The sequence below is a fragment of the Streptomyces sp. NPDC058701 genome (genome assembly GCF_042715295.1).
GTDB lineage: Bacteria > Actinomycetota > Actinomycetes > Streptomycetales > Streptomycetaceae > Streptomyces.
In genome coordinates this window covers 115,936-140,883 of record NZ_JBHXSY010000019.1, presented here as the reverse complement: position 1 = coordinate 140,883, position 24,948 = coordinate 115,936, and the positions used below count along the sequence as shown (strand labels likewise).

General features: G+C 69.0%; 22 protein-coding genes. 15 read left to right on the top strand and 7 right to left on the bottom strand.

Annotation, left to right across the window (positions count from 1 at the left end):
• Positions 1-1,646 (bottom strand): type I polyketide synthase (locus tag ACFWW8_RS21720; RefSeq protein ID WP_386530575.1); only part of this gene is annotated, 1,646 nt, incomplete at its 3' end.
• Between the two features lie 282 nt (positions 1,647-1,928).
• On the opposite strand from ACFWW8_RS21720, the gene chrB reads away from it, so the two are divergent.
• Positions 1,929-2,771, top strand: a complete 843-nt coding sequence (gene chrB, locus ACFWW8_RS21715; RefSeq protein WP_386530574.1) for a 23S rRNA (guanine(748)-N(1))-methyltransferase ChrB — start codon at positions 1,929-1,931, stop codon at positions 2,769-2,771.
• Positions 2,772-2,838: 67 nt separating this feature from the next.
• Here the strand turns inward: chrB and ACFWW8_RS21710 are convergent, their stop codons facing one another.
• Genes ACFWW8_RS21710 through ACFWW8_RS21690 form a run of 5 tightly spaced genes read right to left on the bottom strand, consistent with a single transcriptional unit; the run spans position 2,839 to position 7,537 of the window.
• On the bottom strand, positions 2,839-4,095 hold the full coding sequence (locus ACFWW8_RS21710; RefSeq protein WP_386530573.1) for a glycosyltransferase: 1,257 nt from the start codon (positions 4,093-4,095) through the stop codon (positions 2,839-2,841).
• Between the two features lie 55 nt (positions 4,096-4,150).
• Positions 4,151-5,362 carry a hypothetical protein gene (locus tag ACFWW8_RS21705; RefSeq protein WP_386530572.1) on the bottom strand — a complete coding sequence of 404 codons (1,212 nt, stop codon included), beginning with the start codon at positions 5,360-5,362 and terminating at the stop codon, positions 4,151-4,153.
• 32 nt (positions 5,363-5,394) lie between these two features.
• Positions 5,395-6,375: an NAD-dependent epimerase/dehydratase family protein gene (locus ACFWW8_RS21700; protein WP_386530571.1), complete on the bottom strand. Its 981-nt coding sequence runs from the start codon at positions 6,373-6,375 to the stop codon at positions 5,395-5,397.
• Positions 6,372-6,587 carry a ferredoxin gene (locus tag ACFWW8_RS21695; protein WP_386530570.1) on the bottom strand — a complete coding sequence of 72 codons (216 nt, stop codon included), beginning with the start codon at positions 6,585-6,587 and terminating at the stop codon, positions 6,372-6,374. The genes ACFWW8_RS21700 and ACFWW8_RS21695 overlap by 4 nt, the downstream gene beginning before the upstream one ends.
• Positions 6,588-6,610: 23 nt before the next feature.
• The gene (locus tag ACFWW8_RS21690) at positions 6,611-7,537 is read right to left on the bottom strand and encodes a cytochrome P450 (protein WP_386530569.1); all 927 of its coding nucleotides are present in this window, start codon (positions 7,535-7,537) and stop codon (positions 6,611-6,613) included.
• A gap of 596 nt (positions 7,538-8,133) precedes the next feature.
• On the opposite strand from ACFWW8_RS21690, the gene ACFWW8_RS21685 reads away from it, so the two are divergent.
• The 13 genes from ACFWW8_RS21685 (at position 8,134) to ACFWW8_RS21625 (ending at position 23,127) form a co-directional block, all read left to right on the top strand.
• The gene (locus tag ACFWW8_RS21685; protein ID WP_386530568.1) at positions 8,134-8,901 is read left to right on the top strand and encodes a TylF/MycF family methyltransferase; all 768 of its coding nucleotides are present in this window, start codon (positions 8,134-8,136) and stop codon (positions 8,899-8,901) included.
• Positions 8,902-8,966: 65 nt separating this feature from the next.
• Positions 8,967-9,557, top strand: coding sequence for a dTDP-4-dehydro-6-deoxyglucose 3-epimerase GerF (gene gerF / locus ACFWW8_RS21680; RefSeq protein ID WP_386530567.1), 591 nt, complete (start codon positions 8,967-8,969; stop codon positions 9,555-9,557).
• A 327-nt stretch (positions 9,558-9,884) separates the two neighbouring features.
• A complete protein-coding gene (gene rfbA / locus ACFWW8_RS21675; protein WP_386530584.1) occupies positions 9,885-10,772 on the top strand; it encodes a glucose-1-phosphate thymidylyltransferase RfbA in 888 nt (295 codons plus the stop codon).
• A gap of 42 nt (positions 10,773-10,814) precedes the next feature.
• The gene (rfbB, locus tag ACFWW8_RS21670; protein ID WP_386530566.1) at positions 10,815-11,786 is read left to right on the top strand and encodes a dTDP-glucose 4,6-dehydratase; all 972 of its coding nucleotides are present in this window, start codon (positions 10,815-10,817) and stop codon (positions 11,784-11,786) included.
• A 20-nt stretch (positions 11,787-11,806) separates the two neighbouring features.
• Complete coding sequence (locus tag ACFWW8_RS21665; RefSeq protein ID WP_386530565.1) at positions 11,807-12,655, top strand: thioesterase II family protein; 849 nt, start codon at positions 11,807-11,809, stop codon at positions 12,653-12,655.
• The gene (locus ACFWW8_RS21660; RefSeq protein WP_386530564.1) at positions 12,627-13,859 is read left to right on the top strand and encodes a cytochrome P450; all 1,233 of its coding nucleotides are present in this window, start codon (positions 12,627-12,629) and stop codon (positions 13,857-13,859) included. The genes ACFWW8_RS21665 and ACFWW8_RS21660 overlap by 29 nt, the downstream gene beginning before the upstream one ends.
• Positions 13,860-13,896: 37 nt before the next feature.
• Entirely contained in the window at positions 13,897-15,102 is a 1,206-nt protein-coding gene (locus tag ACFWW8_RS21655; RefSeq protein ID WP_386530563.1) for a cytochrome P450, read from the top strand.
• Positions 15,103-15,176: 74 nt separating this feature from the next.
• On the top strand, positions 15,177-17,648 hold the full coding sequence (locus tag ACFWW8_RS21650; protein WP_386530562.1) for a beta-glucosidase: 2,472 nt from the start codon (positions 15,177-15,179) through the stop codon (positions 17,646-17,648).
• A gap of 64 nt (positions 17,649-17,712) precedes the next feature.
• A complete protein-coding gene (desII, locus tag ACFWW8_RS21645; protein ID WP_386530561.1) occupies positions 17,713-19,170 on the top strand; it encodes a dTDP-4-amino-4,6-dideoxy-D-glucose ammonia-lyase in 1,458 nt (485 codons plus the stop codon).
• Positions 19,171-19,415: 245 nt separating this feature from the next.
• Positions 19,416-20,225 (top strand): TylF/MycF family methyltransferase, encoded by an 810-nt coding sequence (locus ACFWW8_RS21640; protein WP_386530560.1) that lies wholly within the window; start codon positions 19,416-19,418, stop codon positions 20,223-20,225.
• Between the two features lie 138 nt (positions 20,226-20,363).
• On the top strand, positions 20,364-21,575 hold the full coding sequence (locus tag ACFWW8_RS21635) for a dTDP-4-dehydro-6-deoxyglucose aminotransferase (protein WP_386530559.1): 1,212 nt from the start codon (positions 20,364-20,366) through the stop codon (positions 21,573-21,575).
• A gap of 66 nt (positions 21,576-21,641) precedes the next feature.
• Positions 21,642-22,553 carry an aldo/keto reductase gene (locus ACFWW8_RS21630; RefSeq protein ID WP_386530558.1) on the top strand — a complete coding sequence of 304 codons (912 nt, stop codon included), beginning with the start codon at positions 21,642-21,644 and terminating at the stop codon, positions 22,551-22,553.
• A gap of 199 nt (positions 22,554-22,752) precedes the next feature.
• Positions 22,753-23,127 carry a class I SAM-dependent methyltransferase gene (locus ACFWW8_RS21625; RefSeq protein ID WP_386530557.1) on the top strand — a complete coding sequence of 125 codons (375 nt, stop codon included), beginning with the start codon at positions 22,753-22,755 and terminating at the stop codon, positions 23,125-23,127.
• A 113-nt stretch (positions 23,128-23,240) separates the two neighbouring features.
• Here the strand turns inward: ACFWW8_RS21625 and ACFWW8_RS21620 are convergent, their stop codons facing one another.
• Positions 23,241-24,140 (bottom strand): GNAT family N-acetyltransferase, encoded by a 900-nt coding sequence (locus ACFWW8_RS21620; protein ID WP_386530556.1) that lies wholly within the window; start codon positions 24,138-24,140, stop codon positions 23,241-23,243.
• 305 nt (positions 24,141-24,445) lie between these two features.
• Here ACFWW8_RS21620 and ACFWW8_RS21615 point away from each other — a divergent pair, with 305 nt between their 5' ends.
• Positions 24,446-24,940 (top strand): NUDIX domain-containing protein, encoded by a 495-nt coding sequence (locus tag ACFWW8_RS21615; protein ID WP_386530555.1) that lies wholly within the window; start codon positions 24,446-24,448, stop codon positions 24,938-24,940.
• Positions 24,941-24,948: the final 8 nt, after the last annotated feature.

Genomic DNA, 24,948 nt, shown 5'->3' with positions numbered 1-24,948 from the left:
GACTCCGCGAACACCCCCGACTCCGCCCACAACCGGACCGCCATCCCCGCCCACTGCGTCCCCTGCCCAGGAAACACGAACACCGACCGGCCACCCTCACCCGACACCACACCCGACACCACACCAGGCGACACCACACCGGCCGCCAGGGCATCCAGACCGGTATTCAGCTGAGCAGAGTCCTCCGCCAGCACCACGGACCGGTGCTCGAACACCGACCGCGACACCACCGACGACAACCCCACATCCACCAACCGACCAGACCCAGCCACCTCCCCCATACGGGACGCCAGCTCACCCACCACACCCGCCGAACGACCCGACACCACCACCGGCACCACAGCCAACGGGGCATCCCCGACGAACTCCCCACCCTCCGGAACCGGCGCCTCCTCCACCACCACATGCGCATTCGTCCCACCCATGCCGAAGGACGAGACGCCGGCCAGTCGCAGCCGGCCGGTTGCCTGCTCGTCCGGCTGCGGCCAGGCTTCCAGTCGAGTGGGTACGCGCAGGTTGAGCCGGTCCATGGGGATGACGGGGTTGGGCGTCGCGTGGTTCAGGCTCGGCGGTACCGCGCCCTCACGGACGCACAGGGCGGCCTTCACGAGTCCCACGAGACCCGCAGCCGCTTCCAGGTGACCGACGTTCGTCTTGGCCGATCCCACGGACAGCGGTGTGCTCCGGCCCCGGGCCGTGCCGAGCACCGCGCCGAGAGCCGCCGCCTCGACGGGGTCGCCGACCGGTGTTCCCGTGCCGTGCAGTTCGACGTAGGACACCCGGTCCGGGCCGACCCCGGCCCGTTCGTACGCCGCGCGCAGCACGGCTTCCTGGGCCTCGCGGTGGGGTGTGGTCAGGGTGGAGCCGCCGCCGTCGTTGTTGACTGCGCTGCCTCGGATGACGCAGTGGACGCGGTCCCCGTCGGCCAGTGCCCGGTCCAGAGGCTTGAGAACGACGCAGGCTCCGCCTTCACCGCGTACGTAGCCGTTGGCCCGTGCGTCGAAGGTGTAGCAGCGGCCGTCCGGCGAGAGCGCACCCATGAGCTCCATGCCCGCCGTGCTGTCCTCGGCGAGGATCAGGCTGACGCCGCCGACGATCGCGAGGTCGGACTCGCCGCGGCGCAGGCTCTCGCAGGCCAGGTGGACCGCGACGAGCGAGGAGGACTGCGCGCTGTCCACCGCGAGGCTGGGACCGCGCAGGCCCAGGAGGTAGGAGAGGCGGTTGGCGGCCATGCCCCGGCTCAGGCCCGTCGCGGTGTGGCCGCTGACGGGGGTCTCGGACCGGTGCAGGAGTGCCGCGTAGTCGTCGGCCGCGATGCCGACGAAGACGCCGGTGTCCGTGCCGGCGAGGCTGCCCGGGACGATCCCGGCGTTCTCCAGGGCGGTCCAGCCGAGTTCCAGCATGAGTCGCTGCTGCGGGTCCGCGGCGGCGGCCTGGCGGGGGGTCATGCCGAAGAAGACGGCGTCGAAGTCGGCGGCCCCTTCCAGGGAGCCGCGCCAGGTGCCGTCGGCGCGACGCTCGATCGCGCTGCCTCCGGTGGTCAGCAGTTCCCAGAACTCATCGATGCCAGGTGCCCCCGGAAGGCGGCAGGACATGCCGACGACGGCTATGTCGCTCGAACGCTGCGCACCACTCTTCGGGGCCATCGGAACTCCTGGTCGATCGATAGGGGCTGTCACGCTGACAGAACAGGTCGACTGTCAGCATTTTGCTGAAATCAATGAGGTAAATCAGTGAGGCCACATGCGCGGCATTCCATAAGGAATCGCCGGGTAATGGGCCGGTTTTCGTACGGTGCGCGAAATGGGGGTTCACCCGCTGAGGGTGCGCGTCACGGTGGTTCTTCGGCACTGCGCCGGGCGGTCGGCGGCCGGACGCCTGCGTTAAGGTTGGCCGGTCTGCCGACTCGCCCGAAGGAACGGTGCCCCATGCTCAACAGGATCGTGCGCTGCCTCGCCTGCCCGCACTGCGGTGCTTCGCTGGCGCTGGGCGACCACGCACTTTTCTGCCCCGCCGGACACTCCTTCGACATCGCGAAGCAGGGTTATGTGAATCTGCTTCCCAGGGCGACGAAGCTGCGAGCGGACACAAAGGAAATGGTGGAGGCCCGGGACGCATTCCTGTCGGTGGGTCACTACGACCCCGTGATGGATGCGCTGGTCGATCTGGCGCGGCGGACGGCTGATCCGGCCGTGCCCGGTTGCCTGGTCGACATCGGTGGTGGAACGGGCCATTATCACGCCAAGGTCATGGACGCGTTCCCCGATGCCGAGGGACTGCTGCTGGACATTTCCAAATACGCCGTGCGACGTGCCGCGAAGGCCCATCCGCGGATCGCGGCAGCCGTCACCGACGCCTGGCAGACGCTTCCGCTCCAGGATGGCGCCGCCGCCATGGTGATCAACACGTTCGCTCCCCGCAACGGTCCTGAACTGCATCGCGTTCTCCATCCCCGTGGCGTTCTCCTGGTCGTCACTCCCCTGCCCGATCACCTGCGGGAAGTCATCGGCGCCCTCGGCCTGCTGCAGGTGGACGAAGGCAAGGAGTCGCGTCTCGCGGAGCAGCTCGCCCCGCACTTCTCGGCCGTCGCCACGGAGCGGCTGACCCGGACCATGGCACTCGACCACCAGGCTCTGGCGCACCTGGTCGGCATGGGGCCCAATGCCTGGCACCGTGACGCGCAGCGGGATCTGGAGACGATCCAACGGCTGCCGGTGCCGTCTCGGGTCACGCTCTCCGTGCGGCTCTCCGCCTACCGGCTGTCGGCGTAGCGGCGCGGTCCCGGGGGCCGTCGGCCGGCGGGCGAGCGGGTTCCGGGCCCGCCCGCCGGTGGCCGTCTCAGGCCGAGGCCCGTGCCGTCTCCGCCCACTTCTCGAGGATGTCGCAGGCGGTGTCCACTCCCCGTTCCTTGGAGACCAGTTCGCCCAGCCGCCTGGCCCGGACCGCCATCGCGGGATCGGTGACCGCCTGACGGACGCTCTGTGCCAGTGCCTCCCGGCTGAACCGGGCGAAGGGCACCGGCCGGGCGGCGACGCCTATTCTGGACAGCCGGGCCGCCCAGAAGGGATGATCGGCGAAGACCGGCACGATGACCTGGGGCACTCCGGCCCGTACGACTTCGGCGGTCGTGCCGGCGCCGCCGTGGTGGATCACCGCGGCCATCCTGGGGAACAGGGTGGCGTAGTCCACCTGGTGCAGGCGGAGCACGTCGTCGGGCAGGTCTCCGTCCGGCCCGTCGACCATGACCAGTCGGCGTCCGACGCCGCGGACGGCTTCGAGGGCGGCCTGGAGGGCTTCCTCCTGCCGGTGGAGTGACCAGGTGCTGCCGAAGGTGAGCGCCACCGGGGGCTCACCGTCCTCCAGGAACGCCTCCAGCTCGGCGGGCGGCTCCCAGTGCTGGTCCCAGAACCAGTAGCCCGTGACATGGCTCTGGCGCGGCCAGTCCCGCGGCTTGGGCAGCACACTGGGGCTGAAGGGGAACAGGTACGGGCGGTCGTGGCCCAGCCGGAGGAACGGGGACTCGTCGCCGAAGGGCCGGAGGCCGAGTCGTTTCCGGTAGCCGTCGACCTCGGGACGTCGCCACTCCCACTCGTCGCGGGCCGCCCTGCGGTGGGTGTAGCGGTTGTACAGGGGCGTCAGCGGACCGAGCCCGCGCTGCCCGGATTCGACGGCCGGGAAGGCCGAGGTCATGCTGTTGGGCCACCAGGACACCGAGGCCCACGGGGCGGGCGGGTGCCCGTACGCGGCGGCCAGGGTGAGGGGCGCGTTCACGATGAGGTCGGCGCCCTCGGCGGCGTCGTGGATCGCGTCGACGACCTGCTGCGTGTAGCTCTCGGGTGCCTCGGGCATCCCCGCGAGCATGTTCTTGAACGAGGGACCGCGCCGCAGCGCTTCGATGACCTCGGGCATGTTGAAGAACCCGTCGGGGTCCCCGGGCGACAGCTTGTACGTCAGTCCCGCGCGCTCGACCAGCGGCTGCAGCGTGGCGGGAGCGGCCAGGGTGACGTCGTGGCCGCGGGCCTTCAAGCCGATCCCCAGGGCGACGAACGGCTGTACGTCGCCTCGGGATCCCACGCTCAGCAGGGTCACGCGCATGCCGGCCCCCTGCCGTCCGGTCGGGTGCGTCCCGGTGGCTGGTGCCGACGGCTCCTCATTCGTGCCCCCCGGAGGAGACGGCGACCAGCGTCTCGAAGTCGCGCGGGATCCACGGGGGGATGCCGCCCTCGGCGTTGGTGCCCTTCTCGATGAAGGCCAGGTTGTGGTAGAGGTGCATGCCGACCACGTGCTGGTCGACGTAGCCGGGGCAGTGGCCGCCGGCCTCCGGCAGTTCCTCGTGCTGGATCGAGTCCACGAGGGACTTGAGCAGACCCAAGCTCGTGCCGCTGTACTGCTTCGGGTCCTCGTTGCCGCCGAAGCCGGACCAGTAGGCGGTCCACAGGTCCTCGATCACGTAGAGGCCGCCGGGCCGCACATGCGGGAACAGCGCCTGGAATGACGTACGGATGTGGTCGTTGATGTGGCTTCCGTCGTCGATGACGATGTCGAACGGGCCGTACTCCTCGGCGATCGACCGCAGGCAGTCGGGGTCGCTCTGGTCGCCGCGCAGGGTCGTGATGCGCGGCGCGTCGAAGTGCGACTTGTCGACGATGTCCAGGCCGTAGATCTCACCGCGATGGAAGAAGTGCTTCCACATGCGCAGTGAGCCGCCGCCCCACTCGGGGTGCTTGTAACCGCCGATGCCGATCTCCAGTACGCGTACCTGCTGGTCACGGTAGCTGCTGAAGTGGCGGTCGTAGTGGGGGGTGAACCAGTGCAGCGAACCCCACTTCGGGGTGAGGTAGCGCGAGGAGAGTTCGCTGAGGTCCGGCTTGTGGGAATGGCAGCCGGCCAGCACGGTCTGGGAGCCCTGCTGCGCGGCCAGGAAGTGCGTGCCGATGTGCTCGGCTCCCGAGTCCTTCTCGCCTTCCGACCGCGCGTCCGCGACGTACGGGAAGAGGGTGGTCCGGCGCACGCCGGTGACGTTCTCCCGCACCGGTCCGAACAGCTCCCGCGCCAGTTCGCCCAGCTCGTACTCGACGCGCATGGCGACGAACGCCTCGTCCTTGGCGGCGAGGCGCACCGGGCCGCCCTTGAGGACGTACAGGTAGGTGGGGAAGAGCTGGTCTCCCGCCCGGACGGCCAGCTCGACGAGGACGGGGACGTCGTTCACGGGAGCGGGGCAGCGCGTGGTGATCTCGTCCAGGAGCACGCGGACGATGTCGGCCGGAGCGTGTCGGGCGGCCAGGTCCTTGAGGTCGGCGTCATGCCCGCCGGAGGCCCGGATTATTTCACTGATCAACGAGTTCGGGGCGTGTGTGACCACGAGTTACCTTCCAGGGGTGTACGAGAGGAGGTTCAGCGCTTGTGAAGGCGGAACCAGCGAGCGGTCTCTTCCAGCCCGGCCCGCAGGGGCTGGGGCTCGAAGTCGATCACTTCCGACATTCTGGTCAGATCCAGAAGTCTGCTCGGGGCGCCGACCGGGCGGCTGGGGTCGAGGCGGATGCGCTCGGGCCGTCCCAGGACGGCCATCACCATCCGGGCCAGCTCCAGGATGGAGACCTGTTCCGCGCCGGCCACGTTCATCTCGGGGTACTTGCCGGTCTCCAGCAGGCGCAGCGAGGCCCGTACCAGGTCGGTGACGTGCACGAAGGACCGGGTCTGGCTGCCGTCCCCCCAGATCTCGATCTCCTCGCCCGCGTCGGCCTTGGCCAGCATGCTCGGGATTACCCGGCCCCGGGAGGGGTCGAAACCGTCCCCCGGCCCGTAGACGTTGCCCGGTCGCACCAGGAAGACGTTGGTGCCGAACTGCTCGCGGTGGAGCCTGGCCAGGATCTCGCCGTAGGTCTTGGACAGGACGTAGCCGTTGTCCGTGTACCGCATGGATCTGCGGAAGTCGTCGTCCTCGCGCGCCGCCGCGGTGGGCGGCGCGCAGTACAGCTCGGAGGAGCTCATGACGACGACCTCGCCCACGCCGAAGTCCCGCACGCAGTTGAGCAGGTGGGAGATGGTCCGCTGGTTGCTGTCGAGGATCTCGGCCGAGCGCTCCAGCTTGAACTGTGCGTTGCCGTCCATGGCCGCGCAGTGGACGACGGTGTCGATGGAGGGTGCCAGGTACTTGAAGGCTCCCCGCACGTCCGACTCGTCCCGCAGCTCCGCCCGTATCAGGCGGACCCGGCTCAGTGCGGCCAGCTCGGCTTGCACTTCGGGCCGTTCGGTGCGGTACAGGGCCAGCACCTCGGCTCCGCGCGCCTCCAGCTGTCGGACGAAGTGGGAGCCGATGAACCCCAGTGCTCCTGTGACGAGCACCGTGCGGCCGGCCCAGCGGTCAGCGGTCACTTGGTGTCCTGCGGCGCGTGACCGGGGCCCTTTTCGACGATCACGGCCTGTACCGGGCAGAGTTGTACCGTCTGGAGCACCCGCGGCCATGACGCCGGCTCGGGCTCGGTGACCAGGACCCGGCTCAGTCCTTCCTCGTCCTGGCGGAAAACCTCCGGTACCAGCTGCTCGCACTGGCCAGCTCCCAGGCACCGGCTCTGTTCGACTGTCACCCGCACGCTGTGTCCCCCTTCCGTCACCACTCGACGGGCAGCTCGTGCAGCCCGAAGATCGTCGAGTCGTGTTTGACGCGCAGTGCGTCGACTTCGCCGGCCAGCCTGAGCGTGGGAATGCGCTCCACCACCGCCCCCAGTGTGACTTCCAGCTCCAGCCGGGCCAGGTTCTGTCCCAGGCACTGGTGTGGGCCATAACCGAAGGCGACGTGCTGGCTCGCCGGGTTGTGCGGGTCGAAGCCGTCCGGGGAGGCGAAGGCGCTCTCGTCGCGGTTGGCGGAGGCCAGCGAGATGATGAGGCCGTCTCCGGCGCGCAGCGTGATGCCGCCGAGCTCGATGTCCTCCGTGACCGCCCGTCGAAGGCCGTCCGCGATGGAGTGGAAACGCAGGAGCTCGTCGACCGTCTGCGGCAGCAGCGTACTGTCGCCGCGCAACTCCGCCAGGGCGCGGGGGTGCCGCAACAGCGTCAGGATGCCCAGTGCCACCATGCCGGCACTGGTCTCGTGGCCGGCGGCGAGCAACAGCACGGCGTTGTCCACGATCTCGGCGTGTCGCATCTCACCGGTGTGCAGTCGACTGGCGATGAGCCGGCACAGCAGGTCGTCACCCGGGGTCTCGATCTTCGCGGTGACCAACCGGTCCAGATAGTCACGCAGCTCCAGGAGGGCGGCCAGTGACTCCTGGCTCCCGCCCACCCGCGTGGCCTGTTCGCTGCGCTCCTGGAAGAACTCGCGGTCTTCGTACGGCACTCCGAGGAGCTGACAGATCACCAGGGTAGACATCGGCAGCGCGAGTTCGGCCACCAGGTCCACCGGTCCCCGCTGTTCGAGGATCCCGTCCAGCAGCCCGTGCACCGTGCGCTCGATGCCCGGGCGCATCTCCCGGACCCGGCGCACGCTGAACTCGGATATGAGCATGCGGCGGAGGACGTTGTGGTCCGGCGGGTCCATGGTCAGCAGGGACCGGAAACCTCCGCCGTCGCCGTCGAAGGCGGAAAGCCTGGGCAGCTTGACCGGATCGACGGTGACCCGGGGGTCGGCGAGAAGGACTCGTACGTGCTCGTGCTTGGTGATGAGCCAGGTTCTGGAGCCGTCCCAGACCTGAGCCCGACATATGGGCTCGTTCTTGCGCTTCTCAGCGTACTGATCGGGGAGGGTAAAGGGGCAGGTACGCGCAACGGGCCATGCGACGCCTGGTTCCGTAGGACTGTTGTGAACGACTTTTGAAGATTCCAAGGATTTCCTCACCCTAAATGCAATCGGGAGAAGGTGATCTACGTCCAACATGCAAGCACACGGTCAGCGCCGCAGCAAGGTTCGGCCAGATCGGCCGTGGTCGTCACTGCACCATATGCCCCTCGGTTCCGGACAGGATCGACACGTGGCGTGGCTCGTTTTCGACCCTTGCCCGAATCTGATCACTGAGGTTAGATGGCTACCCCATCCACCTCGCCCACCTCATCGGCGTGGATACAGGGAATTCAGCCCGGGCGGCCCCCGTCCCGAACGAGCCGCCCGCTGGGCACTGCTACCCGTAAGTGAGGAAAATGACAGTCATACCTGCAGACGCAGACCTGTATATCGACCTTCTAAAGAAGGTCGTGACAAACATGATTTACGAGGACCAGACCAATGTCGCCGGCCTCATAACGAGCAGCTCGTATTCCGCGGAACTGCGCGCGGTCGGTGAGGACTTCCCGCGCGTCGCGCACACGATGGTCGGTCTCAAGCGGCTCGACAACCTACAGAAGTGCCTTGAGGACGTGCTGCGCGACGGCGTGCCGGGGGACTTCGCGGAGACCGGGGTCTGGCGGGGCGGGGCCTGCATCTTCGCCCGCGGCGTCTTCCAGGCACACGGCGTGCGGGACCGGAAGGTGTGGGTCGCGGACTCCTTCCAGGGTTTCCCCAAGACCACCGAGGACGACCACCAGCTGGACGTCGACATCGACCTCGGCCAGTACAACGAAGTCCTCAGCATCCCGGTCGATGTGGAGACCGTGAAAAGAAACTTCGCACGCTATGGGCTCCTGGACGACCAGGTCCGGTTCCTCCCCGGCTGGTTCAAGGACACGATGCCCACCGCGCCCATCGAGAAGCTCGCGGTGCTGAGGCTCGACGGGGACTCGTACGCAGCCACCAGGGAGGTTCTCACGAGCCTCTATCACAAGGTGTCGGTCGGCGGATACGTCATCGTCGACGACTACTGCATTCCGGCGTGCCGGCAGGCCGTCCACGAGTTCCGGGACGAGCACGGCATCACGGACGAGATCCACCAGATCGATCGCCAGGGTTCCTACTGGAGACGCTCCAGCTGATCGGCTCGGCCGTGACCCCCCGGCCCTCCCCGTACCCAATCAATCGGTCCGAAGGAAAAAACGCGATGCATCCACTCAGCATCGAGGGGGCCTGGTCGCAGGAACCCGTCATCCACTCCGACCATCGCGGGAGGTCCCACGAGTGGTTCCGGAGCGAGAGGTTCCGTCAGGCGTTCGGTCATGATTTCCCGGTGGCCCAGGTCAATGTCGCGGTGTCCCACCGCGGCGCGCTGCGCGGGATCCACTACACCGAGATCCCGCCCGGTCAGGCCAAATACAGCGTATGTGTGCGCGGAGCGGGCCTCGACGTCATCGTGGACGTCCGCATCGGTTCGCCGACCTTCGGGCACTGGGAAATCGTGCCCATGGACGCGGAACGCAACACCGCCGTCTATCTGACCGCGGGACTGGGCCGCGCTTTCCTCTCCCTCACCGACGACGCCACTCTCGTCTACCTGTGCTCCTCCGGGTACGCTCCCGAACGCGAGCGCTCCGTCAATCCGCTCGACCCGGACCTCGGAATCGTGTGGCCGGCCGACATCGAGCCGCTGCTCTCCGACAGGGACAAGAACGCCCCGACCCTCGCGACGGCCGAACGTCTTGGATTACTGCCGACCTATCAGGCGTGGCAGGAACAGCAACAGGCGGAGGCATAGGGCGTCCGAGCACAGCCCGCCGTACCGGAGACCGTTCCGGCGGAGGAGGCACGGCCATGGTTCCTTTCCTCGCCGCCGCCTGAGAATCCCCAGCGGTTCGGAAGCGCCGCGCCGCCTCGCGGCAGACCGAAAGGCACTGCTCGCCCTCGGCATTCACGACACCGCATTCCTTGTGTTCGGATTACGGGTCCCGGGTCGGGGTGAATGCTGTGTCCGAGGCGATCGCCGGTCCGGCCGGTCCCATCGGACAGCGTCTCCACCCCCCATATCGGCAATACATGCCCCGGAGGACCAACCGTGTTCGAGACACCGCTGAAACGCCCCAAGGTGAGGGGGATAATCCTCGCCGGGGGCAGCGCCACTCGACTGCAGCCGCTGACCGGTGCGCTTTCCAAGCAGCAGTTGCCCGTTTATGACAAACCCATGATCTACTATCCACTGTCGGTGCTGATGCTGGCCGGAATCCAGGACATCCTCATCATCTCCTCGCGCCAGCACGTGGAGACGTTCCAGGTCATGCTCGGCGACGGCTCACGCCTCGGTATCCACCTCGACTACGCGGTCCAGGACGAGCCGCGCGGTGTCGCCGACGCGTTCCTGGTCGGCGACAAACACATCGGGAACGACCGGGTGGCGCTCATTCTGGGCGACAACGTCTTCCACGGCCCTGGATTCTCCACCGTCCTGAAGCACTCCCTCCAACGTCTCGACGGATGCGAACTGTTCGGTTATCCGTCCAAGTCGCCCGAGCGCTACGGCGTCGCCGAGATCGACGAGCAGGGGAACCTGTTGTCGCTAGAGGAGAAACCGAGCCGTCCCCGCTCCAACCTCGCGGTCACCGGGCTGTACTTCTACGACAACGACGTGGTGGAGCTGGCGAAGGACCTCAAGCCTTCCGCCCGCAACGAGTTGGAGATCACGGACATCAACCTCTCCTATCTGGAGCAGGGCCGGGCGCGGCTGACCCAGCTCGGTCGTGGATTCGCCTGGCTGGACATGGGGACCCACGACTCCCTGCTCCAGGCGGGTCAGTACGTCCAGCTGCTGGAGCAGCGCCAGGGCGTACGCATCGCCTGCGTCGAGGAGATCGCACTGCGCATGGGCTTCATCGACGCGGACACCTGTTACCGGCTGGGTGAGGAGCTGAGGGCCTCCAGCTACGGGGACTACCTCATGGAGGTCGCCTCGGGACTCGGGGGGACGCTCACCGGTTGATCACCCCTCCCCCACACAGCACGACAGAAAGGCAGATCAAGGATGCGCGTCCTGGTGACCGGCGCGGCGGGCTTCATCGGCTCGCACTTCGTCAGACAGCTCCTGTCGGGCTCCTATCCGGAGCTGGCCGACGCCCACGTCCTCTCGCTGGACAAGCTCACGTACGCCGGGAACACCGAGAACCTCGCCGAGGTCGCCGGCCACCCCCGTCACACTTTCCTGCACGGCGACATCTGCGACCGGCCCACGGTCACCCAGGCCCTGCGCGGCATCGACCTGGTGGTGCACTTCGCCGCCGAATCGCACGTGGACCGCTCGATCACGGATTCCGCCGCCTTCATCACCACCAACGTGCTGGGGACGCACACACTGCTGCGGTCGGCGCTTGAGGCGGGCGTGAGCCGCTTCGTCCACGTCTCCACCGACGAGGTGTACGGTTCGATCCCCGAGGGCTCCTCGGCCGAAACGGACCCCCTGGACCCGAACTCCCCCTACGCGGCGTCCAAGGCCTCCTCCGACCTCCTGGCGCTCGCCTTCCACCGCACACACGGCCTCGACGTCCGGGTGACGCGCTGCTCCAACAACTACGGCCCCCACCAGCACCCCGAAAAGGTTGTCCCGCTCTTCGTGACCCACTTGCTGGAGGGCCTGCGCCTTCCCCTGTACGGCAACGGCCTCCACCGGCGCGACTGGCTGCACGTGGACGACCACTGCCGGGGCATCGCCATGGTCGCCGGCCGGGGAAGGGCCGGAGAGGTGTACAACATCGGTGGCGGTACGGAACTGTCCAACGTCGACCTCACCCGTCGTCTTCTCGGCGTCTTCGGCGCCGACTGGTCCGTGGTGGACAGGGTGCCGGACCGGGCGGCGCACGACCGTCGCTACTGCGTGGACACCCGGAAGATCACCGAGGAGCTGGGATGGGCTCCCCGCGTCGCCTTCGAGCGCGGGCTCGCGGAGACCGTCGACTGGTACCGGGACAACGGCACGTGGTGGAAGGCGCTGAAACCGTGACGCCCGGAAGCGGATCACGCATGAGCGGGGGGTCCGCCGCGACCGCGCCCGGCTCCACCGACGCGGGCGACCTCTGGCTGCGCCGCTACCAGCCCGTCGCCGACCCCGCGCTTCGGCTCGTGTGCCTTCCGCACGCCGGCGGCAGCGCCAGCGCCTTCCTCCCCTTCACCCATCTGCTGCCGGACTGGGTCGAGGTGCTCGCCGTCCAGTATCCCGGGCGGCAGGACCGGCGCCTGGAGCCGTTCGTGGACACCGTCGACGGCCTGGTGACGCACATCGCCGGGGCGCTCGGACCCTGGCTGGACCGGCCGGTGGCGCTCTTCGGCCACAGCCTGGGGTCGTTGGTGGCCTTCGAGACCGCCCGCCGCCTCGCGGAACAGGCGCCGGAAAGCAGGGTGGCGCACCTGTTCGTCTCCGGCCGCGTCGCCCCGACCATCGCCCATCGGACCACCGCGCACCTCCTGAGTGACGACCGACTGGTCGCCAAGCTCGCCGAACTGCAAGGCACCGACCCCCGGGTGCTGGCCGACCAGGAAGTCCTGCGGATGGCCCTGCCCGCGATCCGCAACGACTACCGGGCCGCCGCCACCTACACCTGGCGCCCGGGGGCGCCGCTCGCCTGCCCGATCACCGTGCTGACGGGCAGCGCGGACCCCCACGTCCCCACCGACGGAGCCCTGGCCTGGCACCGGCTGACCACCGGGGAGACTGCGTTCCGTTCCTTCCCCGGAGGCCACTTCTACCTCACCGAGCACGCCGAAGCGGTGTGCCGGACGATCCGGACGGCAACCGGGCTCTCCGTACGGCGCCCGCACCCCTCAAGCCCTCCCGCCGCCCCGTATGACCGAGAGAGTGTCCATGACGTCTAGTTGTCCGGCCCGCCCGTACCCCTTCTCCCTACCCGAGGGCATCGCGCTGGATCCGCTCTACAGCCATCTGCGGGAGCACGAGCCCGTGTCCCGGATCCGTATGCCGTACGGGGGTGAGGCCTGGTTGCTGACCCGGCACGCCGACGTGAAGGCGGTCCTGGGCGACCCGCGGTTCAGCATGGAGGCCGGGGCTGGACGTGACGTGCCCCGGCCAACCGAGTACCCGCTGCCCGCCGGCGGCCTCATCTCCATGGACCCGCCCGGACACACCAGGCTCCGGCGGCTGGCCGGGAAGGCGTTCACCGCCCGCCGGGTGGAGGAACTGCGCCCGCGGGTCTCGCGGTTCACCCATGAGCTGCTCGACGGCATGGTCGCGCGCGACGAGCCGTCCGGTGAGATCATGGAAGATCTGGCGCTGCCCGTGTCGATCTCCGTGATCTGCGGACTGCTGGGCGTCTCCTACGACGACCGCCATCTCTTCCGCAACTTCTCCGAGGCGCTCGTCTCCTCCTCCCTGGGTCCCGCAGAAGTGCAGCGGGCGACAGAGGACTTCACCGCCTACATGGCCGAGCTGGTGGCCGATCGCCGTGCCCGGCCCACCGACGACTTCCTCAGCACCATGGTCCAGGCCCGCGACGAAGACGACCGGCTCTCCGAGGCCGAGCTTCTCATGATGGGATCCGGCCTGCTGATCAGCGGCTACGAGACCACCGCCACCCAGATCGGCAACTTCGTCCACCTCCTGCTCGACGACCGCCGGCTCTACGAGCGCCTGGTCGCCGACCCGGACCTGGTTCCCGCCGCCGTCGAGGAGCTGCTGCGCTTCACCCCGCTGAGCACCATGGACGGGTTCGCCCGCATCGCCCTGGAGGACGTCGAGATCGGCGGCACCCTCATCCGCGCGGGCGAGGCGGTCATCACCTCGATCGCGTCCGCGAACCTCGACGACACGGCGTTTCCCAGTGCCGCGTCCCTCGACTTCACACGCGCCCAGAACCCGCACCTCGGCTTCGGTCACGGCGCGCACTATTGCATGGGCGCCCCCCTGGCACGGCTCGAACTGAAGGTCGTGCTGAGCACCCTCGTCGAACGCCTGCCGGGGCTGCGGCTGTCCGTCCCCGCGAGCGAGCTCCGCTGGCGGGCCGGCTCCCTCATGCGCACCCCCGAGGCGGTCCCCGTCACCTGGGGCGACCCAGCCGAGTGATCCGTCCCAGGACGAGAAAGAACCCGAACGACTCGATATGGGGTCCGAATTGACCAGCACGAAGTCCGCATCCGTCTCCTATCCCTTCGGCCGCCCGGAGGGACTGGACCTGGACGATGCGTACGAGCAGGCCCAGAAGAGCGAAGGACTCCTATGGGTCCACATGCCGTACGGGGAGCCGGGCTGGCTCGTCTCCCGTTACGACGACGCGCGTTTCGTCCTCGGCGACCGGCGGTTCAGCCACGCCGCGGAGGCGGAGAACGACGCGCCGCGCATGCGGGAGCTGCGGACTCCCAACGGCATCCTCGGCATGGACGCGCCGGACCACACCAGGCTCCGCGGGCTGGTCACCAAGGCGTTCACTCCGCGCCGCGTGGAGGCCATGCGGCCGCACGTCAGGAAGATGACCGAGTCGCTGCTCCGGGACATGACGGCGCTCGGCTCGCCCGTCGACCTCGTGGAGCACTACGCCGTCCCGATCCCCGTGGCGGTCATCTGCGGCCTGCTGGGCGTGCCCGAGGAGGACCGTGCGCTGTTCCGCGGCTGGTGCGACATAGCGATGTCCACCAGCTCGCTCACCGCCGAGGACCACGTGCGGCTGGCCGGCGAGTTGACCGGCTATCTGACGGACCTGATCACGGACCGCCGCGCCGCGCCGCGGGACGACCTCGTATCGGCACTCGTGGAGGCCCGCGACGCCGAGGGCCGGCTCTCGCAGGAGGAGTTGGTCAACCTGATCGTCTTCCTCCTGTTCGCCGGGCACGAGACCACGGCCAGCCAGATCAGCAACTTCGTCCTGGTCCTGCTCGAACAGCCGGACCAGCTGGCCCTCCTCCGCGACCGTCCGGACCTGCTGGACAACGCGGTGGAAGAGCTGACGCGGTTCGTTCCGCTCGGCAGCCAGGCGGGGTTCCCGCGCTACGCCACCGAGGACGTCGAGGTGGGCGGGACGCTGGTGCGGGCGGGCGATCCGGTTCTGATCCAGATGAACGCGGCCAACCGGGACGCCCTGCGCTTCCGCTCGCCCGGCGTGCTCGACATCACCCGCGACGACGCCCGCCAGCACCTGGGTTACGGACACGGTCCGCATCACTGCCTCGGCGCGTCCCTCGCGCGGCTGGAGCTCCAGGAGGCGCTGCGGACCCTGCTCGACGGACTCCCCGGGCTACACCTCGCCCAGGCCGTCGAGTGGAAGACGGAGATGGTGGTGCGGGGACCGCGCACGATGCTCGTGGGCTGGTGAGCGTGGCGGCACGGACAGAAACGACCCTGCCCCCTATGGGGACGGCAGCCTCAGCAGAAAGGACGTCCGTCAGCATGCTGTTCGGCACAAGGAGGACGGGCCGCCGCATCCGGCGCACCGTCGGCTGCGCGCTCGCGACCCTGTGCGTCGGCGGCCTCCTCACCGCCCCTTCCGCCACCGGCGCCCCGGCCGCCGAGCCCGGGACGGCGCGGGTGCACGGCCTGGTGGCGAAGATGACCCTCGACGAGAAGATCTCGTTCGTCCACTGGACCACCGGGCCCGTGGGCGGGCCGACCATGACCGGCATCGGCTATCTGCCGGGCGTTCCACGGCTCGGCATACCCGAGCTGCGCACCGCCGACGGCCCGGTCGGCATCCGTCTGCTCGGCGGTACCGCCACCGCCATGCCCACGCCCGTGGCGCTAGCCTCCACCTTCGACGAACACCTCGCCGAGGAGTACGGCACCGTCCTGGGCCGGGAGGGACGGGCCCTCGGGCAGGACATCGTCCTCGGTCCCATGACCAACGTCATCCGGGTGCCGCACGCCGGGCGGAACTTCGAGACGTACAGCGAGGATCCGCTGCTGTCGTCCCGGATGGCCGCCCACGAGGTCCGCGGCATCCAGGACCAGGGCCTGATGGCCACGGTCAAGCACTTCGCCGCGAACAACCAGGAGTACCAGCGGGAGACCGTCGACGCCGTGGTCGACGAGCAGACGCTCCAGGAGGTGGAGCTGCCGGCCTTCCGCAGCGCCGTGCGGGCAGGAGCCGCCTCGGTGATGTGTTCGTACAACAAGGTCAACGGCGCGCACGCCTGCGGCAACGAGCATCTGTTGCAGGAGGTGCTGCGCGAACAGTGGGACTTCCGCGGCTGGGTGGTGTCCGACTGGCTGGCGACCCACGCCACCGGCGACATCACCAAGGGCCTCGACCAGGAACTGGGCGTCGAGCTGACCCTGGGGCAGCCGGTGCCGGACTCAAAGTACTTCTCCTCCGCACTCAGGACGGCCGTCCGGGACGGCAGCGTCCCCGAGGCGACGCTCGATCGGTCCGTCATCCGCATCATCGGCCAGATGGAGCGCTTCGGCCTGCTCGACGGCAAGGCGACCGAGCGCCCGCGGCGTGACCCCGAGGCCGGCCGCAGGGCGGCCCGCACCATCGCCGAGAACGGCGGTGTGCTGCTGCGCAACGAGCGCCGGACGCTGCCCCTGACCGGCGAGGACGCCACGGACATCGCCGTCATCGGCAACAGCGCCAAGCACCCCAAGGTCACCGGCAACGGCAGCGCGCACGTCATACCCGACCGGGCGACCGCCCCCGTCGACGCCCTCGCACGGCGCGCCGGCGACAAGGCCCGGGTCGTCCACGAGCCCGGTGAGGACCTGGTCGGCGTGCCCGTGCCCGACAGCTCGCTCACCCCCGCCTTCAAGAGCGGGAAGCAGTTGGATCCCAGCGGCCAGGGCGTCTTCTACGAGGGTCGGCTCACCGTCCCCGCCGACGGTGACTACAAGATCGCCTTCACCGCCGTCGGCGGGGTCGCCAACCTACGGATCGCAGGGCAGTCCGCTGTCCTCGGTACCGAGGCGTTCGGCACCGTCACCACCACGATGCGGCTGACCCGCGGCACGCACGAGGTGACCATGAACGGCTGGGCCTTCGAACAGACCCCACTGTCGGTGGAACTGAGCTGGGTCACTCCCGAGACGGCCCGGGACGACTTCAGCCGCGCCGTCGCGGCGGCGGCCAAGGCCCGCACCGCCATCGTCTTCGCCCATGACGACAGCGCCGAAGGCGTCGACCGGTCCTCGCTGTCCCTGCCCGGCCGGCAGGACGAGCTGATCGCAGCGATCACCAAGGTCAACCCCCGCACGATCGTCGTCCTCAACACCGGTTCCTCGGTGCTCATGCCCTGGCTGCGTGAGACGGCCGCCGTGCTGGAGATGTGGTATCCGGGACAGGAGGGCGCGGAGGCCACCGCTTCCCTGTTGTTCGGCGACGCGAATCCCAGCGGTCGGCTGACACAGACCTTCCCCGCCACCGAGACCGGCCACCCCATGGCCGGTGACCCGCACCGCTACCCGGGTGTCGACGGCAGGGAGACCTACTCCGAGGGACTGGATATCGGCTACCGCTGGTACGACCGGACCGGCGTGGCACCGCTCTTCCCGTTCGGGTACGGCCTGTCGTACACCACCTTCGCCTACAGCGACCTGTCCGTGGCGCGCACTGCCCGGGGGCTGGAGGCCACGGTCACCGTCCGCAACACCGGTGACCGGGCGGGCAGGGAGACCGTCCAGGTCTACCTCGGGGCCAGCCCGGACACCCAGGCCCCCCAAGCGCTGCGCAAACTCGCCGGATTCACCAAGGTCACCCTCCGGCCGGGAGAACAGCGGCGCGTCACCGTCCCCGTCGACGAGCAGCAACTGCGGTACTGGGACACCTCCGCCGGCTCGTGGAAGCCGGGCACCGGCAAGAGGTCCGTACACGTGGGCGCGTCCGCCGCCGAGACGTCCCTGACCACCTCCGTCACGGTGCCGTCCCGGTGAACGCCCCGCCGCGTTTCCCGGGGAACGGACCGAGCACCCGGACGCAGACGATTGGACATGAAGGATGACCTCTCAAGCCTCCGCCCCGGCCGATCCGGTCGCCCTATGCGCACGCCCCGGCGCCGACCTCCCGGCAGCGGTGCACGCGGTGCACCGCGCCCTGGTCGCCGACGGCCACGTCGGTGCCGACGAGGGCCCGACGGTCGCGCGCCGGCTCGTACGGCTGGCCGAGCGTTACGGGAACCACCCCTTCACTCCCCTGGAGGAGGCACGCCGGCTGCTGGACGTCGACCGGGCCTCCTTCGGCCGACTCCTCGGCCTCTTCGGCCGCGTCCCGGAGCTGCGCCACGCCGTGGAGACCGGGCCGGCGGGCAAGTACTGGCAGAACACCCTGCTGCCGCTGGAGCGGCGGGGGGTCTTCGACTCGGCGCTGGCGCACAAGCCGGCCTTCCCCTACGTCGTGGGCCTGTACCCGGGGCCGAGCTGCATGTTCCGCTGCCACTTCTGCGTCCGGGTGACCGGTGCGCGCTACGATCCCTCGGCGCTGGAGTCCGGCAACGCGATGTTCGAGTCCGTCATCGACGAGATACCGGCCGACAACCCGTACGCCATGTACTTCTCCGGCGGTCTGGAGCCCCTGACCAACCCGGGCGTGGGCGCGCTCAGCAGCCGTGCGGCAGCTCGCGGCCTGCGGCCGACCGTGTACACGAACTCGTTCGCGCTCACCGAGCGGACGCTGGACAGACAGCCCGGGGTGTGGGACCTGCATGCGGTGCGCACGTCGTTGTACGGGCTCAGCGACGAGGAGTACGAGGAGACCACGGGTAAGCGGGCCTCCTTCGGAAGGGTCCGCTCCAACCTGCGACGCTTCCAGCAGCTGCGGTCCGAGCGGGAGAGCCCGATCCGGGTCGGGCTCAGCTACATCGTGCTGCCCGGGCGCGTCCACCGTCTGCTCGACCTCGTCGACTTCATCGCCGAGCTGAACGAGGCGGCGCCGGACCGGCCGGTGGACTTCCTGAACGTGCGCGAGGACTACAGCGGCCGGGAGGATGGCAGGCTGCTCGAGGCCGAACGCGCCGAAATCCAGGAAGGGCTGCTCGCGTTCGAGGAGCAGGTGAGCCGGCGGACCCCCACGTTGAACATCGACTACGGCTACGCGTTGCACGGCCTGAAGACCGGCGCCGACGCCGAGCTGCTGAGGATCAGGCCCGGGACCATGCGCCCGTCCGTGCATCCCCAGGTGTCCGTACAGGTGGACCTGCTGGGTGACGTGTACCTATACCGGGAGGCGGGGTTCCCGGATCTCGCCGGAGCGGACCGGTACATCGCGGGCCGGGTGGGGCCGGGCACCTCCCTGGCGGAGGTCGTCGAGCGGTTCGTGAACGACGGCCGTCGGATAGCAGCGCACGCCGGTGACGAGTACTTCATGGACGGGTTCGACCAAGTGGTCGCGGCACGGCTCAACCAGCTGGAGGCCGATGTCGCGGCGGGCTGGGAGGAGGCACGCGGCTTCTTGCGGTGACGTGACCACGGCGGCCCGCGCCGCCCCGGGGCGACCGACCGGAATTCACCGACGTCGCGTTCCATTACCGGAATTCCCGCCGGCGAGGATTGCAATGGACTGTACGGCGGTGAAACAATAACCCGCAGACGGCGGATGGGCGAGAAGCGCAAGCGATTCCGAAATCGCATGGCCCGCCGTATCCACAGATGCCGTCGAACCGAATTCCTTCTCTGTTCAATTATCCAGCCGGAGGTATTTCGACTGTGCAGACCCGCGAGCTTTATGTGGACCTCATAAAAAACGTCGTGTCGAACACCATCTACGGGGATCACCCGACCTTCCCGGTCGGGATGAACGTCCTGGACAAGGAACTGGCGGACCGCATGCGTCCGGGCGCGGAAGGCCCGGCCGTCGACCGCGGGACGTTCGACGCCGACCACCGGGCCGAAGGCCTGGACGTGCCGACGGTCGCGCACACCATGATCGGCCTGCACCGCCTGGACAACATCCAGATGTGTGTGGAGCAGGTACTCCAGGACGGTGTTCCCGGCGATCTCATCGAGACCGGCGTGTGGCGCGGCGGCGCCTGCATCCTGATGCGCGCGCTCCTCAAGGCGCACGGCGTGGAAGACCGGAACGTGTGGCTCGCCGACTCGTTCGCCGGTGTCCCGGTGACGTCCGAGGACAGCCACCCGCTCGACCGGGCCATGGAGTTCCACAACCTGAACTGGGTACTGAGCTGCTCCGAGGAGCAGGTGCGGGAGAACTTCGCCCGCTACGGCCTTCTGGACGAGCAGGTCAGGTTCCTGCCCGGCATGTTCGCCGACACGCTGCCGACCGCGCCGATCGACCGGCTCGCGGTGCTGCGGGTGGACGGTGACCTGTACGAGTCGACGATGGACGCGCTGGTCAACCTCTACCCCAAGCTGTCCGTGGGCGGGTTCGTGATCGTGGACGACTACCTGATCCCGGCGTGCAAGCAGGCCGTCCACGACTACCGGAGCGAACACGGCATCGACGAGCCGATAGAGACGGTGGACGTGACGGGCGTCTACTGGCGCCGCGAGCACTGATCGAGTCCGTACGCCCCTTTCGCACGTGCACGGCGGAGAAGCCGTCGTGCCCTGCCGTCTCTGTCCCTTCGGCACGTCCACGTCCTTTGTGCCGGCCGCTGCCGGGTGCACCTTTCCATGCACCGGGGAGGTATGACCATGAAACGCAATCTCGGTGATCTCGCCGTGTTCGGCGGTCCGTCGGCGTTCCTGCAACCGCTTCACGTGGGGCGGCCCAACGTGGGTGACCGAGCCCGGTTCCTCGACCGTGTGAACTGGGCGCTGGACCACCAGTGGCTGACCAACGGCGGGCCGCTGGCCCGGGAGTTCGAGCAGCGCGTGGCGGAGCTGGCCGGCGTTCGCTACTGCGTGTCGACCTGCAACGCGACCGTCGCCCTCCAGCTGCTGGCTCGCGCCGCCGATCTGTCCGGCGAGGTCGTCATGCCGTCGCTGACCTTCCCGGCGACCGCCCAGGCGTTCCGCTGGCTGGGTCTGACCCCGGTCTTCGTCGACATCGACCCGGTCACCAACTGCCTGGACCCCGCACTGGTCGAGGCGGCGATCACCCCCCGTACAAGTGCGGTCGTCCCGGTCCATCTGTGGGGCCGTCCCTGCGCGGTCGACCGGCTCGCGAAGGTCACGGCCGATCACGGCCTCAAGCTCTTCTACGATGCCGCACATGGGCTCGGCTGCACGTCGGAGGGGCAGCCGATCGGCGGTTTCGGGCAAGCCGAGGTGTTCAGCTTCCACGCCACCAAGGTGGTCAACGCCTTCGAGGGCGGCGCGGTGGTGACCGACGACGAGCAACTGGCCCAGCGGGTCCGCGCGATGCACAACTTCGGATTCACCCAGGGACGGGTGTCCACGGAGACCGGCACCAACGGGAAGATGACCGAAGCCGCCGCCGCGATGGGCCTCACCTCACTCGACGCCTTCGAGGAGACGGTTCGCCGGAACGAGGCCAACTACGACGACTACCGGTCGGAACTCGCGCGGCTCGCCGGGCTGAAGGTCATGGAGTTCGACCGTGCCGAGCGCAACAACTACCACTACCTGGTCGTGGAGGTCGACGCCGCGGTGACCGGTGTCCACCGGGACCTGCTGGACGAGGTGCTGAGGGCGGAGAACATCATGTGCCAGCGGTACTTCTCCCCCGGATGCCACGAGATGGAGCCCTACCGCTCGGAGCGGCCGGTCTCCCTGCCCCACACCGAGCGGCTCGCGCAGAAGGTGCTCGCCCTGCCCACTGGTCCCACGGTCTCTCGCGAGGACATCCGTCGGGTCTGCGACATCGTACGGCTCACTCTGGAGCGGGGACACGAGGTGACCCGCAGAGCCGACGAGCGGGTGCCCTCCACGATGGCCCCCTGATCAGGGGATCCACCATGTTCGGATGGCGAAGGCCCCGAGTTCACGGACGTCGTTCAGGAGGAACGAATGGCGCAGCCCGACAGGACCACCTTCTCTCTGGGTGGCGACCTTGCGGTTCACCGGATGGGATTCGGCGCCCTGCGGCTGACCGGACCGGGGTACTGGGGTCCGCCGGAAGACCGTGAGGCGGCGATCAGCACGGCCCGGCTGGCCGTGGACCTCGGTGTGTCCTTCATCGACACGGCCGATTCCTACGGGCTGGGGAGCAGCGAGGAGGTGCTGGCCGAAGCACTGCGCCCGTACCCCGACGGCCTGGTGATCGCGACAAAGGCCGGACAGTGCCGGCCCCGTCCCGACCAGTGGGTGCCGTGCGGCCGACCGGAGTACCTCCTCCAGCAGGCCGAGCTGAGCCTGCGCCGACTGGGACTCGACCGCATCGACCTCTTCCAGCTGCACCGGATCGATCCGAAGGTGCCGGCGGCCGAGCAGTTCGGCGCGCTCAGGGAACTGCAGGACGAAGGAAAGATCCGGCACATCGGGCTGTCGAAGGTCACCGTCGCGGAACTGGAAGAGGCCCGTGAGCACATCACCGTGGCCAGCGTGCAGAACCTGTACAACCTGACCGACCGGCACAACGACGAGGTGATCGAGTACTGCGAGAAGCACTCGATCGCGTTCATCGCGTGGCTGCCGATCGCCCGCGGTGAACTCGCGGCCGAGGGGAGCCCGGTGACCGACATCGCCACCGAGCTGAAGGTGACTGCAAGTCAGGTGGCGCTTGCGTGGCTCCTGCACCGCTCGCCGACGATCATTCCCATCCCCGGCACCAGCTCGCCCGCGCATCTGAAGGAGAACGTCGCGGCGGCGGACCTCGCTTTCACCGATGACCAGGTGGCCCGGCTGAACGCGCTCGGACGAACGCGACACGCCGATGAAGAGACCGGCTCTGGCACCACGACGGCAGAGACGCAGCGCTGACCCCGGGAAGTCGGCACCGGCAGGCGGGCGACGCCCGAGGAACCTTGAATCAGCCTTGGCTTGTTCCCGTTCGAGAGAAGGCTCCGCAATGAGCCGCCGATGACGGGGGCGACGGCCCCGCATGGGGGCGGGCCGTGGTGGCCGAAGGGATGAGTCCAGTTGGATCCATACGGTCTTCCGGGCTTCCGAGACCAGCGCCGTGGTCAACTGCTCCGCACGCGCAGTGGAGTCGGATCGCCCCGACAGGCTGATCGACGACCCGCTGGCAGCCCGTTTCGTGCACACTGTGCGGATACGGGAGACGTTGCCGACACAGGTCGATGAGCTCGAACGCTCCGGCGCCGCAGGCGCCATGGTGGCCTCCCGGTTCGGCGGCATCCGGGCCCGGGTGATGGACGACTTCCTGCTGGCGGCGGACGCAGCGGGCGTCGACGAGGTCCAGCGCGGAGCGCGGCCCTCACCGGCCGCAAGCCGCTCCAGAAACGCGCGCTGCCGTTCGTTCAAGGCGGACCACCGCTGCACGAGCCCCAGCCCACACCGCACCCTCTCACCCCGTATAGAGCCGAAAGGGTGACCGTCGGCAGTGGGAGTCCCCTGGTGCTTATCTGGGACTTCCGGCTGCATCAACGGGCACGAGTGTGAAACAGCCGGAAGGTCATCTGTGCAGGTCAGCGGCACACAGCTGTCCTAGGGCGTTCGGCCCGACGGGTGGAAGTTGATGCGTTCGCTGGTGACGGGGAAGCCGGCCTTGGCGAAGTTCGCGGCCATGGGGAAGTTGCCCTGGTCGGTCGCCCCGCTGACGAACTCCGCGCCCTGCTCGACGAGGACGTGGGTGCACTCCGCGAGGAGGTCGTAGGCGTAGCCGTGACCGCGCTGTTCCGGGACGACCCCGATGAAGCCGATGGTCGGACCGGAGGGGTTGTGGGCCGGGATGTGGATGCCGGCCAGGTCGCCCTCGGGCGTGTGCGCGGTCTGCCACCACTCCCGCGGGGAGGGGCACCAGTGGAAGAAGTCGAGTTCCTCCCGGGCGGCCTGGTCGAGGCCGCCCTCCTCCACGGCTCTGAGCGCGTGGGCGTCCAGGGTGACGGAGTGGATGCGGCGCAGCGCGTCGAAGAACACGGCGTCGTCGGGTTCGGCGCTGAAGCGCAGGCGTCCGGGCCGCTCGGGCAGACCCCGCTCCGGGGTCCAGCGGTACAGGAAGCGTTCCACCAGGAGTTCGTACCCCGCGGCCCGTGCGGCGGCGAAGCGCGCTTCGGCGCCGGCGCGCAGGTCGGTCCTCTCCCGCCAGCCGCCGGGCAGGTTGATCTCGAGTTCGACCTGCCAGGGCGCGGAGCGCAGGAGTTCGGCCCCGGCCTCCTCCTCGCCCTCGGCCACGTCGAACCAGTTGATGTTGACGGGCTCCGGGTCATCGGGGCCGCCCCACCACGCGCCCCGTGCGACGACCTCGCCGTCGCGCAGGGCGACGCGCTTCCAGTCGGGACGGAACCGGGTGCGCCGATGGCCCTCACGGGCGCCCAGGGGGTCGGGGTGTGCGTCGAAAAGATGGGCGTCGCTCGCGGAGAGCGCGCGGATGACCGCGTCGGTCATGGATTCCTCCGGGATACAGGCTGCTGCTCGGAGCGCTCCCGGTCAGAACCCGCGAACCACGCCGGGACAGCGGAGAGACAGGAAGCGCCTGGGAGTGGTGAACTGCACGGCACTCGCCTCCCTTCATCCGTCTCAGGGCGTGAGCCCACACGGTAAATGATCCAGCGCGGGCCCGTCCACGGATTTCCCGGCACCCTCGGCGTACCGCCCCGGCCGTCGGCCGGGGTGCGGGACAATCGGCGCAACCGCCGTACGCCGGTTCCGGATTCGCCCAGGGGTCCGGGCTCTTGACTGGAGGCCGTCCCGTGACCACTGCCTGGCTCCCGCCCGCGGAGTACATCGCCACCATCGCCCGGGCGACCAGCTACGCCTGCCTCTACTTCACCGACTCCACCGGACGGCCCGTACAACTGCGGTCCACGTACGCCCGGTCGGAGTCCTGGCAGTGGCCCGGCGGGAACATGGATCCGGGAGAGACCCCCTGGCAGTGCGCCGTGCGCGAGTGCCTGGAGGAGACGGGCATGGCCTTCGGCGGCGGGCCGAAGCTGCTCGGCACCCATTTCATCGGGCACCAGGGCGACGCCTGGCCGTCGAACCACATCGGTTTCGTCTTCGACGGGGGCGTCCTCACCGACGAGCAGATCGTCGCCTTCGTCCTCGACCCCGTCGAGCACACGGAGGTCGGCGTGCACACCGTGGCCGAGTGGGAAGCGATCATGACGCCGGGCAACTTCGCCCGCCTCGCGGTCATCGACGCGGCTCGGCGCGCCGGAACCGTGGCCTACCTGGAGACCCCGTAGGCCGCCGG

What these genes read in the sequence shown, in the direction of transcription:
- ACFWW8_RS21630 (WP_386530558.1), top strand. Translation starts at nt 21,642, where the DNA reads ATGGCGCAGCCCGACAGGACCACCTTCTCTCTGGGTGGCGACCTTGCG.
- ACFWW8_RS21620 (WP_386530556.1), bottom strand. Translation starts at nt 24,140, where the DNA reads ATGACCGACGCGGTCATCCGCGCGCTCTCCGCGAGCGACGCCCATCTT.
- ACFWW8_RS21635 (WP_386530559.1), top strand. Translation starts at nt 20,364, where the DNA reads ATGAAACGCAATCTCGGTGATCTCGCCGTGTTCGGCGGTCCGTCGGCG.
- desII (WP_386530561.1), top strand. Translation starts at nt 17,713, where the DNA reads ATGACCTCTCAAGCCTCCGCCCCGGCCGATCCGGTCGCCCTATGCGCA.
- ACFWW8_RS21665 (WP_386530565.1), top strand. Translation starts at nt 11,807, where the DNA reads ATGAGCGGGGGGTCCGCCGCGACCGCGCCCGGCTCCACCGACGCGGGC.
- chrB (WP_386530574.1), top strand. Translation starts at nt 1,929, where the DNA reads ATGCTCAACAGGATCGTGCGCTGCCTCGCCTGCCCGCACTGCGGTGCT.
- ACFWW8_RS21655 (WP_386530563.1), top strand. Translation starts at nt 13,897, where the DNA reads ATGGGGTCCGAATTGACCAGCACGAAGTCCGCATCCGTCTCCTATCCC.
- ACFWW8_RS21710 (WP_386530573.1), bottom strand. Translation starts at nt 4,095, where the DNA reads ATGCGCGTGACCCTGCTGAGCGTGGGATCCCGAGGCGACGTACAGCCG.
- gerF (WP_386530567.1), top strand. Translation starts at nt 8,967, where the DNA reads ATGCATCCACTCAGCATCGAGGGGGCCTGGTCGCAGGAACCCGTCATC.
- ACFWW8_RS21685 (WP_386530568.1), top strand. Translation starts at nt 8,134, where the DNA reads ATGACAGTCATACCTGCAGACGCAGACCTGTATATCGACCTTCTAAAG.
- ACFWW8_RS21650 (WP_386530562.1), top strand. Translation starts at nt 15,177, where the DNA reads ATGCTGTTCGGCACAAGGAGGACGGGCCGCCGCATCCGGCGCACCGTC.
- ACFWW8_RS21690 (WP_386530569.1), bottom strand. Translation starts at nt 7,537, where the DNA reads ATGGACCCGCCGGACCACAACGTCCTCCGCCGCATGCTCATATCCGAG.
- ACFWW8_RS21660 (WP_386530564.1), top strand. Translation starts at nt 12,627, where the DNA reads ATGACCGAGAGAGTGTCCATGACGTCTAGTTGTCCGGCCCGCCCGTAC.
- rfbB (WP_386530566.1), top strand. Translation starts at nt 10,815, where the DNA reads ATGCGCGTCCTGGTGACCGGCGCGGCGGGCTTCATCGGCTCGCACTTC.